General features: G+C 56.7%; 12 protein-coding genes and 1 tRNA gene. 11 read left to right on the forward strand and 2 right to left on the reverse strand.

Annotation, left to right across the window (positions count from 1 at the left end; all coding sequences use genetic code 11):
• Positions 1 to 164: 164 nt before the first annotated feature.
• On the forward strand, positions 165 to 6,398 hold the full coding sequence (locus OGW13_RS10155; protein WP_287116044.1) for an autotransporter outer membrane beta-barrel domain-containing protein: 6,234 nt from the start codon (positions 165 to 167) through the stop codon (positions 6,396 to 6,398).
• Between the two features lie 101 nt (positions 6,399 to 6,499).
• Positions 6,500 to 6,709 carry a hemolysin expression modulator Hha gene (hha, locus tag OGW13_RS10160; RefSeq protein WP_043001997.1) on the forward strand — a complete coding sequence of 70 codons (210 nt, stop codon included), beginning with the start codon at positions 6,500 to 6,502 and terminating at the stop codon, positions 6,707 to 6,709.
• 157 nt (positions 6,710 to 6,866) lie between these two features.
• Here the strand turns inward: hha and OGW13_RS10165 are convergent.
• Positions 6,867 to 6,943 (reverse strand) — tRNA-Arg (locus tag OGW13_RS10165).
• 242 nt (positions 6,944 to 7,185) lie between these two features.
• Here OGW13_RS10165 and folD point away from each other — a divergent pair.
• The 5 genes from folD to OGW13_RS10190 all read left to right on the forward strand — a co-directional run bounded on the left by folD (position 7,186) and on the right by OGW13_RS10190 (position 11,714).
• Positions 7,186 to 8,052, forward strand: a complete 867-nt coding sequence (gene folD, locus OGW13_RS10170; protein WP_043001513.1) for a bifunctional methylenetetrahydrofolate dehydrogenase/methenyltetrahydrofolate cyclohydrolase FolD — start codon at positions 7,186 to 7,188, stop codon at positions 8,050 to 8,052.
• Position 8,053: 1 nt separating this feature from the next.
• On the forward strand, positions 8,054 to 8,266 hold the full coding sequence (gene ybcJ / locus OGW13_RS10175) for a ribosome-associated protein YbcJ (RefSeq protein ID WP_156594802.1): 213 nt from the start codon (positions 8,054 to 8,056) through the stop codon (positions 8,264 to 8,266).
• A 250-nt stretch (positions 8,267 to 8,516) separates the two neighbouring features.
• Complete coding sequence (locus OGW13_RS10180; RefSeq protein WP_043001515.1) at positions 8,517 to 10,016, forward strand: PTS transporter subunit EIIC; 1,500 nt, start codon at positions 8,517 to 8,519, stop codon at positions 10,014 to 10,016.
• Positions 10,017 to 10,100: 84 nt separating this feature from the next.
• A complete protein-coding gene (gene malI, locus OGW13_RS10185; protein ID WP_043001516.1) occupies positions 10,101 to 11,117 on the forward strand; it encodes a Mal regulon transcriptional regulator MalI in 1,017 nt (338 codons plus the stop codon).
• Positions 11,118 to 11,189: 72 nt separating this feature from the next.
• Complete coding sequence (locus tag OGW13_RS10190) at positions 11,190 to 11,714, forward strand: metal-dependent hydrolase (RefSeq protein ID WP_090048804.1); 525 nt, start codon at positions 11,190 to 11,192, stop codon at positions 11,712 to 11,714.
• Between the two features lie 90 nt (positions 11,715 to 11,804).
• On the opposite strand, the gene cysS is transcribed toward OGW13_RS10190, so the two are convergent.
• Positions 11,805 to 13,190 (reverse strand): cysteine--tRNA ligase, encoded by a 1,386-nt coding sequence (gene cysS, locus OGW13_RS10195; protein ID WP_043001518.1) that lies wholly within the window; start codon positions 13,188 to 13,190, stop codon positions 11,805 to 11,807.
• 174 nt (positions 13,191 to 13,364) lie between these two features.
• Between cysS and ppiB the strand changes: the two genes are divergently transcribed.
• The 4 genes from ppiB to purK all read left to right on the forward strand — a co-directional run bounded on the left by ppiB (position 13,365) and on the right by purK (position 16,513).
• Positions 13,365 to 13,859 carry a peptidylprolyl isomerase B gene (gene ppiB, locus OGW13_RS10200; RefSeq protein WP_042324369.1) on the forward strand — a complete coding sequence of 165 codons (495 nt, stop codon included), beginning with the start codon at positions 13,365 to 13,367 and terminating at the stop codon, positions 13,857 to 13,859.
• A 2-nt stretch (positions 13,860 to 13,861) separates the two neighbouring features.
• Positions 13,862 to 14,584, forward strand: a complete 723-nt coding sequence (lpxH, locus tag OGW13_RS10205; RefSeq protein ID WP_200050242.1) for a UDP-2,3-diacylglucosamine diphosphatase — start codon at positions 13,862 to 13,864, stop codon at positions 14,582 to 14,584.
• Positions 14,585 to 14,939: 355 nt separating this feature from the next.
• Positions 14,940 to 15,449 (forward strand): 5-(carboxyamino)imidazole ribonucleotide mutase, encoded by a 510-nt coding sequence (gene purE / locus OGW13_RS10210; RefSeq protein ID WP_043001520.1) that lies wholly within the window; start codon positions 14,940 to 14,942, stop codon positions 15,447 to 15,449.
• Positions 15,446 to 16,513 carry a 5-(carboxyamino)imidazole ribonucleotide synthase gene (purK, locus tag OGW13_RS10215; RefSeq protein WP_044265287.1) on the forward strand — a complete coding sequence of 356 codons (1,068 nt, stop codon included), beginning with the start codon at positions 15,446 to 15,448 and terminating at the stop codon, positions 16,511 to 16,513. The genes purE and purK overlap by 4 nt, the downstream gene beginning before the upstream one ends.
• The last annotated feature ends 41 nt before the right edge of the window (positions 16,514 to 16,554 follow it).

Below are 16,554 nucleotides of genomic sequence, written 5' to 3' on the forward strand. Positions count from 1 at the left end.
TCAATTTAGGTTATACCCAGGACGGAAGTAGCAAAGCCTATCTAAATACTGAAAGTGCCGGTATTCGTACCGAATCTGGAGGCAGTGGCGAAAACCAGGGGACGATAACACTTAGTACTACCGCCAATGGTGTTTATGGCCTGTATGCGGTCAATGGAACGACATTGCTGCAAAATAGCGGCGTGATTGACGTTAACAGCAACGGCGGTGACGGTGAATTTGTTCCTTCTGAAAGTATTGGTATTTATTCCCTCAGTAAAACTGCAGGTACCGTAGCCAGCTCAGGTACTATCAACCTAAACGGCGTTAATAATACCGGTATTAAAGCGCTTACCGGCGGTAAAGCTTCTTTATCAGGCGATATTAATATTGCTGGCGGAGCAGATACCTCAACCGGCCTGCGCAACTATGGCGTCTGGTCAGAAGGTAACGGTTCTCAGGTCGATATTTCTGGCCAGATCAATATGAGCGGTGATGGTGCAATAGGTGTTCATGCCCGTGATGGTGGCTCTGTTACGTTATCCGGCAGCGGAGATATTAACTTTGCCGGTGGCACCAACCAACTCGGCTATTATGTCTACGGCCCCACTGCCTCTATCATCAACAACGGCACTGGTGCCCAGAATGTCAGCACCCAGGAATCCGTGCTGTTCCGCGTGGACGGCGGGGCTGACTTCACCGGTGGTGCGGGTGCAGCCTCGGAACTGACTGCCTCTGGTCAGGGGTCAACCACGATTGTTGCCAATGGTAAAGACGCGACCAGCGGCAATGTGTCTGCCTTTAATTCCGGCGGCATGACCCTCAACCTGTCCGGTGAAGACTCCACCGGCGTGCTGGTCCAGGGCGGTGCGCAGGGCAAAATCACTTCGAACGCCATCATCAACATGACTGCCGAAGGCGCAGTGGCGGGGATTGTTGACGGCCAGGGCTATGATATCAACGGTAACGCGCTGGGCACGCCTGTTTCCGGCGTACTGGCCAATGCGGCGCTGGCAGCAGGGGCCGCGGGCTTCGGGACCGGCACCCTGCTGGTCACGGAAGCCGCACTCAACTCCGCGCTGGATGCGGTGACCGGGTTTATTGCCCGTAATGGCGCTGAAATCAGCAACGCCGGCAACATCACCTTCACCGGTGAAGACACCACCGGCCTGCTGGTTGAAGCGGGTGCCCGTGGGGGGAATACCGGCAGCATCACCATCGGTGCAGGCGGCACCGGTATCGTGGCGAAGGATGCAACCGGCACCCACACCACCGTGGTCAACAACTCGGGCAATATTGTGCTTAACGGCGGCGATGTAGCAAACCGTACCACCGGCATCCGTGCCAGCGGCGCACAAACCACCGTGAATATGACCGGCGGCACCGTGACCCTCAACGGCGATGGCGCCATCGGGGTCCGCGCCTCTGACGGGGCGACGGTGAACCTGTCCGGCACCGCCACGCCGGACTTCTCTGAGTCGGCCACCGACCAGATCCTGTTTGCCATTTCCGGTGCTGGCTCCATCATTAATACTGATGTACCGGCCAGTACCATCCTGGATGCATCCGGAACGCGTTCCACCCTGTTCCGTCTCGAAGACGGGGCGACAATGGACGGCGATATCCAGGTGGCGGCCAGCGGCCAGGAAGCGACGGCGCTCTATGCCACCGGCCCCGGAACCCACGCCACGATCGGCAGCGGCAGTGCGCTGGATATCAGCGGCGCAGGCGCCACGGGGGTGATTGCCTCCGGCGAGGCCACCATTGACATCGAAAGCGGTGCCTCGCTTGCCCTGACCGGCACCGGCGCACGCGCCGGGATTGTGGACGGCAACACCTACGGTTCTGACGGTTCGCTGATTTCCACCAACAGTGGGGCAGTACTGAACAACGCGGCCACCATCACCTCTTCGGTCAACGGTGCCACTGCCTTTACCGCGCAGAACAGCGGTACCCTTGATAACAGCGGCGACATTGTCCTCACTGGTACCGGATCAACGGCGGTGAAGGTGCTGGGCGGTGAAGTCGGTAACAGCGGCAATATCACCGCTAACGGTACCGCACTGTATGTCGGTGCCGGTGACCAGGGGCAGGCCTCTTCGGTGACCAACAGCGGAACCGTGCTGGCAACGGACGGGACTGCAGCCATCAACCTGGCCGCCGGGGCGCTGAACCTGGTCGGCAGCGGCGTGGGCACGGTTGAAGCCCGCGGCACGGCTGATGGTGTGCTGGTAAGCACCGGTGCCACCGGGCTTGATGTGAACGGGGCACACATTATCGTTAACGCGGCAGGCGCCACGGGGAACGGTATTGAGAACGCCGCGAACCTGACCGACCTGCAACTGACGAACACCACCATTGACGTGGCGAACGGTGCCGGGGTACGTACCGCGGTCACCATCGACAAAACCAACAGCGGTCTCATCACCGTCAGCGGTAACGGTGAGGGGATTGCGTTCGAAAATGCCGACGGCAGCGCCACCACCGGTAACCTCGACCTGTCCGGCTCCTCCGGCCTGACCATTAACGTCACCGGCGCGGGCGGTACCGGCATTTATGCCAACACCACCGGCACTGTGGACACGGCGGCGTACGTCACCGTGGGCAACGCGGCGGGCGGCCCTGCCCTGAAACTGGGCAGCGGCGTCACGTCTGCCACCAACCGCGGCATACTGGAATCGGCCAGTGCCACGGCCTCCACGGTTGATACGGCGAATGCCACCACCTTCACCAACGCGGACACCGGGGTGATTACCGCCTCCGCCGCCGGCACACCGACGCTGGCGATGAGCGCGGCAAATGCCACGATGAACAACGCCGGGCTGATTAACGGTGACGTGGTGATGAACGGGGCGAATGCCACGGTGAACAACACCGGCACCGTCAGTAACAACATCACCACGAGCACCGGCAATAACGCGGTGACGGTGGACGACGGTATCGTGGGCGGCAACATTGCGCTCAACGGCAACGGCACCAACACTGTCCTGCTGACAAACGGCGCGGATGTGAACACCGTCAGCGGCTCTGCGGGTGTGGATATGGTCACCGTACTGGGCAACGGCAACACCTTTAACGCCCTGAACGGCGGTAGCGGTAACGCCACTGTGTTCTTTAAGGGGGTGACTGAAGGCTTCACCATGGACGGCACCGGTACGCAAATCAACAACTACAACCTGGTGAACCTGCGTGAGGCGTCCCTGTTCACGCTGAATAGTGGTTATGCGCTGGGCGGTAAACCCACCGGTGGCGCAGCGTTTGATATCGATGCCACCTCGGTTCTGGCGGTGAACAGTCCCGTTGACCGCACCTTCACCAACAGACTGACCGGCACCGGAACCATGGCGGTGAATGCCAGCGGGGCGGCGTTTAACTTTGCCACCACCACCGGCAGCACCTTCGCCGGGACCGTGGACCTGAGCAACGCGACCCTGTCCCTTGACAGTGTGAATACCACGGCCATGACGAATGCCACCCTGAACGTGAACACCGGCAGCTTCACCACCGTGGGTAACGGTGAACAGGCGATTGGCGGGCTCAGCTTTGAGGGCGGCTATATGGCCTTTAACGCCACCGCGCCGCATGACATCGTGGCCGCCAGCCATGTGACGGTGAACACGCTGGATGCCTCAGGCAGCGGCACGGTACAGGTGAACATTCCCGACCCGTATGTACCGGAAATAGCGACGGACACCACCTCGTCCCTGATGACCCAGGATGACGCCAACGTTGGTGTACAACTGGTCAGCGCAGCGAACGTCACCGGCAGCGGGGGTAACCTGACACTTGTGGACCAGTACGGCCTCGACATCCCGGCTGCGATGCAGGTCGATATTGCCCAGGGCGGGAACACCGTGGCGAAAGGTACCTACGATTACCGCCTGACCACCGCACCAGGTGACGGCCTGTACGTGAACTACGGCCTGACAGAGCTTGAGTTGCTGCAGGACCAGACCCTGACCCTTGACGGAACCCCGGGGGCCACCGGCGCGGCGGCGGACCAGTCCGCCCGCATCACCGGCAGCGGTAATCTGGCTGTCAGCACCACCGGCAGCGACGTGCTGTCGCTGTCAAACAGCAGCAACGATTACACCGGTAATACCACCGTGGTGAGCGGGACCCTGCGTACTGACGTGGACGGCGCGCTGGGCGATACGGCGATGCTGGCGATTCACAGTGACGCGAAAGCAGACCTTAACGGCACTGTGCAGATGGCAGGTCAGCTGGCAAGCGATGTTAATTCCGTCCTCGACGTGAACGGCGGCTCGCTGAGCCTGGCAAACGGTGGTTACAGTAACGGCAGCCTGACCGGCAGCGGTAAGCTGAACGTAGACGGCGGCGTGCTGTCCATCGACGGTGCCAACAGCGGCCTGAGCGCCACCACCACCATCAGCAGCGGTGCCGAAGTGGTCATTAACAACGCGAAAGGCGCAGGTACCGGTGATATTGCCGATGAAGGTATCCTGACGCTGGACGGTGCGACCGGCACACTGGCAAATAATATCAGCGGTACTGGTCATGTTGACGCGACTAACACCACAAACGCCGCCGTCACCGGTGACAACAGCGGCTTCAGCGGCCTGTTTAACATTGATGACGGCAGCAACCTGACCGTCAACAAACAGAACCACCTCGGTACCGCATCCGTCAACGATAACGGTCTGCTGACCGTGAACACCGGCAGCGACTGGACACTCAGTAACAGTGTCAGCGGCAGCGGTGACCTGACCAAAGCCGGTACCGGCACCCTGACCCTAACACAGGACGCTGCGGCGTACACTGGCACCACCGGCATTAACGCCGGTGAACTGGCGCTGGGCAGTGACGCGGACTCCGCCGTGGATATGGCGAGTGGTCTGGTGAACGTGCACAACGGAGGCACCTTCACCGGTTACGGCAGCACCGCCGGGGATGTGAACGTCATGCAGGGCGGTACCATGCAGATGACCGATTTTCTGGTCGGCGGCAGCCTGACCAACAGCGGCTCAGTCCTGCTGACCCGTGAAGACGGAACGCCGGGTAACACCCTGACGGTGAACGGCAACTACACCGGGAACAACGGTCTGCTGGCGCTCAACACCGTACTTGGCGATGACAGCTCAGTGACGGACAAACTGACGGTAGAGGGCGACACGGCTGGCAATACCCGTGTCAGCGTGACCAATACCGGCGGGACCGGTGCACAGACGGTGAACGGTATCGAGGTCATCCAGGTCGACGGCAACTCAGCGGGGAGCTTCGCCCTGACCACCGGGACCGTGGAAGCCGGGGCCTACGTCTATACCCTGGCGAAAGGGGCCGGAGCAGCGGCGAAGAACTGGTACCTGACCAGTAAATGGAAAGACAGCACACCGCCGCAGGATGAGCCAGATCCGATTGACGTTGACCCGTCGGAACCGACACCACCGGTAGTCGATCCGACCGCCCCGGACGCGCTGCGCCCGGAAGCCGGCAGCTATATCAGCAATATCGCGGCAGCCAACACGCTGTTTCACCACCGCCTGCACGACCGTCTCGGTGAACCGCAGTACACCGATGCGCTGTATAACGGTGAGGAGAACGTCAGCAGCATGTGGATGCGCCACGTCGGCGGTCACGAACGTTCATCTTCCGGTGACGGCCAGCTGCAAACACAGAGCAACCGCTATGTGCTGCAGATTGGTGGCGACATCGCGCAGTGGAGTTCTGACGGACTGGACCGCTGGCACCTGGGCGTGATGGGCGGCTATGCGAACGAGCACAGCAACACCCGCAGCGACCGTGTTGGCTACGGCTCTGACGGACGCGTCAGCGGCTACAGCGCCGGTCTGTACGGCACCTGGTACCAGAACGATGCGGACAAAACCGGCATGTATGTGGACAGTTGGATGCTGTACAACTGGTTTGACAGCAGCGTGGAATCAGACCACCGGGACAGCGACAGCTACAAATCGAAAGGTCTGACCGCATCCGTCGAAGCGGGTTATACCCTGAAAGCCGGAGAGTTTTACGGCAGCGAGGGCACACTGAACACCTGGTATGTGCAGCCGCAGGCGCAGGTCACCTGGATGGGCGTGAAAGATGATGCGCATCGCCGTAAAGACGGAACCCGCATCGAAACACAGGGCGACGGCAATATTCAGACTCGCCTCGGGGTGAGAACGTATCTGAGCAGTCACCACAAAATGGATGACGGTAAACAGCGTACCTTCCAGCCATTCGTGGAAGTGAACTGGATCCACAATACGGAAACCTGGGGCGTGAAGATGGACGGGACAAAAGTCAGCCGCGATGGCGCGCATAATCTGGGCGAAGTCCGCACCGGGGTGGAAGGCAAGCTGAACGACCATCTGAGCGTGTGGGGCAACGTGGGTGTGCAGATGGGCGATAAAGGCTACAGTGATACCCAGGGCATGGTGGGGGTAAAATACAGCTGGTAAGTCATGTGTCTGAAATAGGCGGAGCCGGGAAACCCGGCTCCGTTTTTCGTGAAATCACCGGAGCCGTAATCAGGAATATGCATTTATCAGGAAGAGAGATGATGTCAAAAACAAAGCAGGAATGGCTTTTCCAGTTAAGGAAATGTACCTGTCAGGCAACGCTGGATAAAGTCATCGAAAAAAATAACGATGAACTGACAGAAGATGAACTGGCGAATTTTTACGCAGCAGCCGACCACCGACTGGCGGAGATAATAACGAACACCCTGTATGACAAAGTGCCGGCAGCCGTATGGTCGCTGGTTCGTTAAAAAGAGGTGGTTTTTTTATATCTTCCGGGCATCCTCTCGCTTCAAGCGAGCCTCATCCAGAGATATATCAGGATTAACACCGACAGGGAATTTTTTCTCATTTCAGGGAATATAACGGATAAAAAGCGAATTCAGTAGAGGTGTATTGACTTCGAAATGGCGCCCCCTACAGGATTCGAACCTGTGACCGACGGCTTAGAAGGCCGTTGCTCTATCCAGCTGAGCTAAGGGAGCATTGAACAGCAATGCGGGTGATACAAAACTGGTCGGTATTATACGTTCACAACCTTAGCGGTCAATGGCTTTCCTCTCAACTGCTTGAGTTATGAGCATCCCGTCTGTTTGCAGGGCAAATCCCCTTCAGATAACCCTCTAAAACAACGCCAATAGTAAGCGGTAACTGACAACCGCCTTCACTTCTGACAAAATAGCGCCATCCCCTTTGACGTGAAGTAACAGATGGAATCCTCTCTCTGATGGCAGCAAAGATTATTGACGGTAAAACGATTGCGCAGCAGGTGCGCTCTGAGGTTGCTCAAAAAGTTCAGGCGCGTATTGAGGCCGGGCGTCGAGCTCCTGGCCTGGCGGTAGTGCTGGTAGGCAGCAACCCGGCTTCGCAAATTTATGTGGCAAGCAAGCGTAAAGCCTGTGACGAAGTGGGATTCGTCTCCCGCTCGTATGACCTGCCGGAAACCACCAGCGAGGCGGAACTGCTTGAGCTGATTGATACGCTCAACGCCGACAACACTATCGACGGTATTCTGGTGCAGTTGCCACTTCCGGCAGGCATCGATAATGTCAAAGTGCTGGAACGAATTGATCCGGATAAAGACGTGGACGGTTTCCATCCTTACAACGTCGGTCGCCTGTGCCAGCGCGCCCCGCGTTTGCGCCCCTGCACGCCGCGCGGGATTGTCACCCTGCTCGAACGTTACAACATCGATCTCTATGGTCTGAATGCGGTCGTGATCGGTGCCTCTAACATCGTGGGTCGTCCCATGAGTATGGAACTGCTACTGGCCGGTTGTACCACTACGGTGACCCACCGTTTCACCAAAAATCTGCGTCATCACGTTGAGCATGCCGATCTGCTGATCGTTGCCGTCGGGAAACCGGGCTTTATTCCAGGTGAGTGGATCAAAGAAGGCGCGATCGTGGTTGATGTCGGCATCAACCGTCTGGAAAATGGCAAAGTCGTCGGCGACGTGGTATTTGAAGACGCTGCCGCACGTGCCTCGTACATTACGCCCGTACCGGGCGGCGTGGGGCCAATGACGGTGGCCACACTTATCGAAAACACGCTACAGGCGTGCGTTGAATATCACGATCCTCAGGACAATTAATATGGCAACCTTTTCTTTAGGCAATCATCCTCACGTTGAACTGTGCGATTTGCTGAAACTGGAAGGCTGGAGTGAAAGCGGCGCCCAGGCGAAAATGGCGATTGCCGAAGGTCAGGTAAAAGTTGACGGCGCGGTAGAAACCCGCAAGCGCTGTAAAATCGTGGCCGGCCAAACCGTGAGTTTTGCCGGACAGACCATCACCGTAACAGCCTGAGCGGTCTGACACCTCAACCCGATCTCTCCTTCGGAGATGTCGGGTTGAGGCTCCCCTTCTCCTCCCCTGTCACCCTACGACCATAGCGGTTAATTATCGATCAACTTCAAAGAATCGCGATTTCATTTGATGAAGCGTGAAATTTCAGTTGCGCAAAATCCACGCCTTCATCACGATAAGTAGAACGTTCTACTATAACGTTCTACTTACAATAACAGCGTCAATAAAAACGCTACTCGGGGGAATCAGCATGAGTCTGATATCAGGGTTTGTTAAATCGTTGTCTAAATTATCAATGATTGGTCGCGCTTTAATGCTGCCAATTTCACTACTTCCTGCTGCGGGCCTGCTGCTGGCCTTCGGGGATAAATTCCATCTGCCGCTGATGATGAACGCAGGCGGCGTTATCTTTGATAACCTGCCGATGTTGTTTGCTATCGGCTCTGCCGTCGGTCTCGCTTCAGAATCGGGTATTGCCGCGCTGTCGGCGGCGGTCTCCGTGTTTGTCACCAATATCACCATCAGTACGGTGCTGAGCATCACGCCGGAGATGGCCTCCCAGGGCGGCAAATACGCGATGGTGGTCGGAATCCCGACCCTGCAGATGGGCGTCTTTGGCGGTCTGATCTGCGGTATTCTCGCCGCCTGGTGTTACAACCGCTTTCACACCATGCAGTTGCCGGAATTCCTCGGTTTCTTCTCTGGTAAACGTTTTGTGGCCATCGCCACCGCGTTTCTCTCCTTCGTACTCGGTCTGCTGCTGCCCTACGTCTGGCAACATATTCAGTCCGGTATCGATGCGCTCTCGGTGGTGGTTAACGGCGATAATCAGGCGGTCTCAACCTTTATCTTTGGCCTGGTTGAACGCGCGCTGATCCCGCTCGGTTTACATCACATCTGGTATCCCTCTTTCTGGTATTCCTTTGGAGATTACACCACTCAGGCCGGCCAGGTGATCCACGGCGATCAGACCATCTGGTTCAAAATGCTGGAGGAAGGGGTCAAATCCTTCAGTAGCGATACCTATCAAAACGCCGGTAAGTTTATGCAGGGCGAGTTCCCGCTGATGCTGTTCGCGCTGCCTGCGGCATGTCTGGCGATGTATCACGAAGCACACACGAAGAATAAGAAAATTGCCGCCGGTATTCTGTTCTCGGCGGCGCTCACCTGCTTCCTGACAGGGATCACCGAGCCGGTTGAGTTCACCTTTATCTTCGTGGCACCGATTCTGTACGTCTTCAACGCCGTGATGGCGGGTCTGGCCTATATGACCATGTACCTGCTGCATGCGCATATTGCCAAATCGTTCTCCGCCGGTTTCATCGACTACCTGTCGTTTGGCATTCTGCCGTCCTTCAATGGTTATCAGACCAACTTCCTGAACGCCATTATCATAGGTGTGCCGATGGCGCTGATTTACTACTTTACCTTCCGCTTTGTCATTCGCCGTTTCGATATCAAAACGCCAGGTCGAACCGAAGTGACCGCCAATGCCAACGACAAGACGGATACGGAAATTGCCACTGAAATCATCGGCCTGCTGGGCGGTGCGCAAAATATCGACTCCGTCGGCTCCTGCATCACCCGTCTGCGTCTGGAAGTGGCGAAAAGCGACGTGGTCGATAAAGACGGTCTCAACGGCCTCGGCGCGCGCGGCGTGGTCTTTGTCGGCGACAACGGTATCCAGGTGATTTTCGGTGCCAGAGCACAGTTTATCGCCCAGACCATGTCCACGATGATCGGCAAATAATAAGATGTCTGAGTGACACGTCTCCTGTACGCTGGGAGACGTTGTTGTATCAGGCTGATAACCGGTAATTTTCAGGGAGCGATTTTGAAGAAAGTCAGCATTATTGATGTGGCAAAGCTGGCGGGCGTTTCGGTCTCAACCGTTTCGCTGGTGCTACGCCAGAAAGGGAAAATCTCAGAGGCAACCATTGAGAAGGTTCATGCCGCCATCAATACGCTTGGCTATGTCCATAACATCGCCGCGGCGAATCTTCGCGCTAACACCTCTAATTTGATCGGCCTGATCCTGCGCGATTTTAGCGACAGCTTTTCCATCAAGGTAATGGCAAGCATTGTTCAGGAACTGGAAAAAAACGGTTTTATGGTTTTTCTCGGCCAACCGCTTAACGATGGCGATCACCTGGAGCGCTGTCTGCTGTCGTTTAAGCAGCAGGGCGTCGCCGGGGTGATTTACCTCGCCTCTGATAATCGCGCCTCAACATTGCCAGAGAAAATCCGCCACTGCCCGCTACCGCTGGTGGTGGTGTCTCAGTCGCTACTGGAAGACAAATGCGATCTGGTGATGCGCGATAATCGCCAGGCCGCGAATCTGGCGACCCGCTACCTCATCGAGCGCGGGCACCGTAATATCGCCTATATCGGCGGTCAGGAAGGCTGCCACATTCGTGAGCAACGACTGCTGGGTTTTCGCAGCGCGATGACGCAGAACGGCCTGGTGTATCGCGAAGAGTCCGCACCAGCCTGTAGTGACGACACTCAGGCGGCGGGGCTCGCCACACGCCAGTTACTGGAAAAAAACAACACCTTCACCGCCCTGCTTTGCCATTCTCCCGCCGCGATGATTGGCTCGTTCTCCGGCATTCATCAGGTTGGGCGCACGGTCGGGAAAGATGTTTTCCTCACGCAACAGGTTGCCCTGATTGGGTTCGAAGACATGCTCCACGTGAATCTGACCTCGCCGTCATTGACCTATGTTTCATCCGCCAGTGAAGAGACCGGACGCCAGGCGGCAGTCCTTATGATGCGCAAACTGAAAGAGCCGGCGCTACAAATCCAGCGCATTACCCTTTCCGGTCAACTGGTCGTGCGCGAATCGGCATAAATTCGGAATTCACCCGCCTCCTCTCCCCGCTTGCCACTGCTATATTGCTATGATTTGCCAGGGATAATGACAATGCCTACCGTTATCACGCACGCCGCCGTCCCGATTTGCCTTGGGCTGGGTCTGGGACTGAAAGTCATTCCTCCACGTTTACTGTTTGCCGGGATCGCGCTGGCAATGCTACCGGATGCCGACGTCCTTTCATTCAAACTCGGCGTGTCCTACGGGAACGTGTTCGGACACCGAGGGTTTACCCATTCGCTACTGTTTGCGTTGGTGGTTCCGCTGCTCTGCGTGTGGATGGGGCGGCGATGGTTTAAAGCCGGGTTAATGCGCTGCTGGTTGTTTTTGACGGTTTCGCTGCTGTCGCACAGTCTGCTGGACGCAATCACTACCGGCGGCAAAGGAGTTGGCTGGCTGTGGCCGTGGTCGGACGAGCGCTTTTTCGCACCATGGCAGGTGATAAAAGTCGCGCCGTTTGCCCTGTCGCGCTACACCACGCCGTATGGGCATCAGGTGATTATGTCCGAGTTACTGTGGGTGTGGTTGCCGGGTGTACTGCTGATGGGGATGCTGTGGTGGTACCGGAAGCATTGAATTGCCGGATACGACGCAAAACGTTTTATCCGGCACGGCTCAGGTATGTTGTCGACCGGATAAGGCGTTAGCCGCCATCCGGCAAGAACGTTACTTACGACGCCAGGTCGTCCCCTGCGGGCCATCTTCAAGCACGATGCCCATTTCGTTCAGACGGTCACGCGCCGCATCCGCCGCCGCCCAGTCTTTGGCTTTACGGGCATCCAGGCGCTGTTGAATCAGCGCTTCAATTTCCGCGACTTCACCGTCATCCGCCTGCGCACCGCTTTGCAGAAACGCTTCCGGATCCTGCTCCAGCAGTCCCAGCACGCCAGAAATCTTACGCAGATGAGAGGCCATCGCGTTCGCGGCGGCCATGTCTTCGCCTTTCAGACGATTCACTTCGCGCGCCATGTCGAACAGTACGGAGTAGGCTTCCGGGGTGTTGAAATCGTCATTCATCGCCTCAACAAAGCGCGCTTCAAACGCCTCGCCACCGGCTGGCGCGACCGACGTATCCGTCCCGCGCAGCGCGGTGTACAAGCGCTCCAGCGCAGAACGCGCCTGCTTCAGGTTCTCTTCACTGTAGTTCAACTGGCTGCGATAGTGGCCGGACATCAGGAAGTAGCGCACGGTTTCCGCGTCGTAATACTTCAGCACGTCGCGTACGGTAAAGAAGTTACCCAGCGATTTGGACATCTTTTCGCGGTCAACCATCACCATCCCGGAGTGCATCCAGTAATTCACGTACTCACCGTCATGCGCACAGGTGGACTGGGCAATTTCGTTTTCGTGGTGCGGGAACATCAGATCAGAACCGCCGCCGTGGATATCAAAGTGATTACCCAGCTGTTTGCAGTTCATCGCGGAACATTCAATATGCCAGCCAGGACGGCCTGCGCCCCACGGTGACGGCCAGCTCGGCTCGCCCTCTTTGGACATCTTCCACAGCACGAAGTCCATCGGGTTACGTTTCACATCGACCACATCCACGCGCGCGCCGGCCTGCAGTTGGTCCAGATCCTGGCGCGACAATTGACCGTAGTTTGGGTCGGTCGGGACATCGAACATCACGTCGCCATTGTCCGCCACATAGGCGTGACCTTTGGCAATCAGCTGTTCAGTGATTTCAATGATTTCAGCGATATGGTGAGTCGCGCGCGGCTCCAGATCCGGACGCAGAATATTTAGCGCATCAAAGTCGTTGTGCATTTCGGCGATCATACGATCCACCAGCGCGACAAAGCTTTCGCCGTTTTCATTTGCGCGTTTAATGATTTTATCGTCAATATCGGTGATGTTACGCACGTACTTCAGCTTGTAGCCCAGAAAGCGCAGATAGCGCGCCACCACGTCAAACGCCACAAACGTACGGCCATGACCAATATGACAGAGATCGTAAACGGTAATACCACACACGTACATGCCGACTTCCCCGGCATGAATGGGTTTGAATTCCTCTTTTTGGCGCGTCAGTGTATTAAAGATTTTTAACATCGAAGATTCCGTGTAAGACGTGTGTGGATAACAAAGTCTGTATAATACCCATAATTCGGACGGGAAGCAGCACACTTTGCGAGGTGATCGCAGCGTGCGGTTATGCTATAACACCTCCCTAACTCTGACCCTTAGTTGGGTTAAAGCACTACTATATCGGAACAGGATGCAAAAATGGTTACTTTCCACACTAATCACGGCGATATCGTAATCAAAACGTTTGATGATAAAGCGCCTGAAACAGTTAAAAACTTCCTGGACTACTGCCGCGAAGGTTTTTACAACAACACCATTTTCCACCGTGTGATCAATGGTTTTATGATTCAGGGCGGCGGTTTTGAGCCTGGCATGAAACAGAAAGCCACCAAAGACGCTATCAAAAACGAAGCCAACAACGGTCTGAAAAACACCCGTGGTACGCTGGCAATGGCGCGTACTCAGGCTCCGCACTCCGCAACGGCGCAGTTCTTCATCAACGTTGCCGACAACGACTTCCTGAACTTCTCCGCCGAAAGCATGCAGGGCTGGGGCTACTGCGTCTTTGCGGAAGTGGTTGAAGGGATGGACGTGGTTGACAAAATCAAGGGCGTTTCTACCGGTCGCAGCGGCATGCACCAGGACGTACCGAAAGAAGACGTCATTATCGAAAACGTGACCGTCAGCGAGTAATCGTGACGACACTGTTTATTGCAGATCTTCATCTCTGCACGGAAGAACCGGCGATCACCGCCGGTTTTCTGCGTTTTTTAGCGGGTGAAGTCCGTCAGGCTGACGCCCTGTATATCCTGGGCGACCTGTTCGAAGCGTGGATTGGCGATGACGATCCCAACCCGTTACATCGTGAAATCGCTGCCGCTATTAAAGCGGTTGTTGATTCCGGCGTCCCCTGTTTCTTTATTCACGGTAATCGTGACTTCCTGATTGGCAAACGCTTCGCCTGCGAAAGCGGCATGACGTTGCTCCCCCAGGAAAAAGTGCTCAATCTGTACGGTCGCCGGGTGCTTATCCTGCACGGCGATACGCTGTGCACCGATGACGCGGGTTATCAGGCATTTCGCGCAAAAGTCCATCAACGCTGGCTGCAAACGCTGTTCCTCGCCCTGCCGCTGTGTATTCGCAAACGCGTGGCCGCCCGAATGCGTGCCGACAGTAAAGCTGCTAACCGCAGCAAATCGCTGGAAATCATGGACGTCAACCCACATGCGGTGATCGCAGAGATGGAAAAACATCATGCCCAGTGGCTGATTCACGGCCATACTCACCGTCCTGATGTCCACCCGCTCACGGCTAATGGCGAACCCGCCTTTCGCGTCGTGTTAGGTGCCTGGCATACGGAAGGATCGATGGTTAAAGTCACGCCGGACGATGTGGAACTGATCGCTTTCCCGTTTTGAGAAAAAGCCCCCTCATTATTGACTGGAATACTCGCGATGATCATTAGTGCCAGCCGTCGCACCGATATACCCGCTTTCAACAGTGAGTGGATGTCAATATTGCTACGCGACTTACAATCAACATCAAGCCAACAGCAATTTCAAAAAGCATGATCCACAGAGTCCCTTTTTGTCAGGGGGCACAGAGGGGGTTGATCCGCTTCTGTTAGAACCGGTACGTTTCCAGCGAAATCTGTTTTGACATCGCAGGAAGCCTTAAAATCCAGCTACGCAACCGTTTTCCTTGGCGTTGTATCGTGCTATTCTCTGTGGCCTCAAAAGCAGCGTGTCCCGCACCACAGGAGTTTTCAGACGCATGTCTTCCCGCAATAATCCGGCGCGTGTCGCCATCGTGATGGGGTCCAAAAGCGACTGGGCTACCATGCAGTTCGCCGCCGAAATCTTTGAAATCCTGGATGTCCCACATCACGTAGAAGTGGTTTCTGCCCACCGCACCCCCGATAAACTGTTTAGCTTTGCCGAAAGCGCCGAAGAGAACGGCTATCAGGTAATTATTGCTGGCGCAGGTGGCGCTGCCCATCTTCCAGGTATGATTGCGGCGAAAACGCTGGTGCCGGTATTGGGCGTTCCGGTACAAAGTGCGGCGCTGAGCGGCGTCGATAGCCTGTACTCGATCGTGCAGATGCCGCGCGGTATTCCGGTCGGTACACTGGCAATTGGTAAAGCGGGCGCGGCTAACGCGGCGCTGCTGGCGGCGCAGATTCTGGCGACGCATGATAAGGCATTGCATCAGCGCCTGAACGACTGGCGCAAGGCGCAAACGGATGAGGTGCTGGAGAATCCGGATCCGCGAGGTGCGGCATGAAACAGGTTTGCGTACTGGGCAACGGGCAGTTAGGCCGGATGCTCCGTCAGGCCGGTGAACCGCTGGGTATCGCCGTCTGGCCGGTGGGGCTGGATGCGGAACCGGCTGCCGTGCCTTTTCAGCAAAGCGTGATTACCGCAGAAATCGAGCGCTGGCCGGAAACCGCGTTAACACGTGAACTGGCGCGTCATCCGGCTTTCGTTAACCGTGATGTATTCCCAATTATTGCTGATCGCCTGACGCAAAAACAGCTTTTCGATAAGCTCGGCCTGGCGACCGCGCCATGGCAATTGCTGGCCGACAAAAGCGAATGGCCTGCTGTCTTTCAGCGTTTAGGCGAACTGGCGATCGTGAAACGTCGTGTCGGTGGTTATGACGGTCGTGGTCAGTGGCGTTTACGCGCCAGTGAAACCGATCAACTGCCTGACGATAACTACGGCGAATGCATTGTTGAGCAAGGCATTAATTTCTCGGGTGAAGTGTCGCTCGTTGGCGCACGCGCGCATGACGGCAGCACGGTGTTCTACCCGCTGACGCGTAACCTGCATCAGGACGGTATTCTGCGCACCAGCGTCGCCTTCCCTCGAGCCGACGCGAAGCAACAAGCGCAGGCCGAATCCATGCTTTCGGCCATCATGCAGGAGCTGGGTTACGTTGGCGTGATGGCGATGGAGTGCTTTGTTACGCCGGAAGGTCTGCTGATCAACGAACTGGCCCCGCGCGTGCACAACAGCGGTCACTGGACGCAAAACGGCGCCAGCATCAGCCAGTTTGAGCTGCATCTGCGGGCGATTACCGGCCTGCCGCTGCCGTCACCGGTGGTGGACAGTCCGTCGGTAATGGTGAATCTGATTGGCAGCGATCTGAACTACGACTGGCTGAAACTGCCGTTAGTGCATCTGCACTGGTACGACAAAGAGGTGCGTCCGGGGCGTAAAGTGGGTCATCTGAATCTGACCGACAGCGATACCGCGCGCCTGAGCGCCACGCTGGAAGCCCTCGCGCCGTTGCTGCCGCCGGAATACGCCAGCGGTATCTTCTGGGCGCAAACTCAGTTCAAGTAAGCCTAAAATGCGGGGAAGTTTAACTTATACTTCCCCGCCCT

It is taken from the genome of Citrobacter sp. Ca225 (assembly GCF_030337175.1).
GTDB classification, from domain to species: domain Bacteria; phylum Pseudomonadota; class Gammaproteobacteria; order Enterobacterales; family Enterobacteriaceae; genus Citrobacter_A; species Citrobacter_A amalonaticus.

Excerpts from the sequence above, each read along its gene's own strand:
- OGW13_RS10190 (WP_090048804.1), top strand. The coding sequence starts at position 11,190 with ATGCCTACCGTTATCACGCACGCCGCCGTCCCGATTTGCCTTGGGCTG.
- OGW13_RS10180 (WP_043001515.1), top strand. The coding sequence starts at position 8,517 with ATGAGTCTGATATCAGGGTTTGTTAAATCGTTGTCTAAATTATCAATG.
- purE (WP_043001520.1), top strand. The coding sequence starts at position 14,940 with ATGTCTTCCCGCAATAATCCGGCGCGTGTCGCCATCGTGATGGGGTCC.
- ybcJ (WP_156594802.1), top strand. The coding sequence starts at position 8,054 with ATGGCAACCTTTTCTTTAGGCAATCATCCTCACGTTGAACTGTGCGAT.
- ppiB (WP_042324369.1), top strand. The coding sequence starts at position 13,365 with ATGGTTACTTTCCACACTAATCACGGCGATATCGTAATCAAAACGTTT.
- hha (WP_043001997.1), top strand. The coding sequence starts at position 6,500 with ATGTCAAAAACAAAGCAGGAATGGCTTTTCCAGTTAAGGAAATGTACC.
- cysS (WP_043001518.1), bottom strand. The coding sequence starts at position 13,190 with ATGTTAAAAATCTTTAATACACTGACGCGCCAAAAAGAGGAATTCAAA.
- purK (WP_044265287.1), top strand. The coding sequence starts at position 15,446 with ATGAAACAGGTTTGCGTACTGGGCAACGGGCAGTTAGGCCGGATGCTC.
- folD (WP_043001513.1), top strand. The coding sequence starts at position 7,186 with ATGGCAGCAAAGATTATTGACGGTAAAACGATTGCGCAGCAGGTGCGC.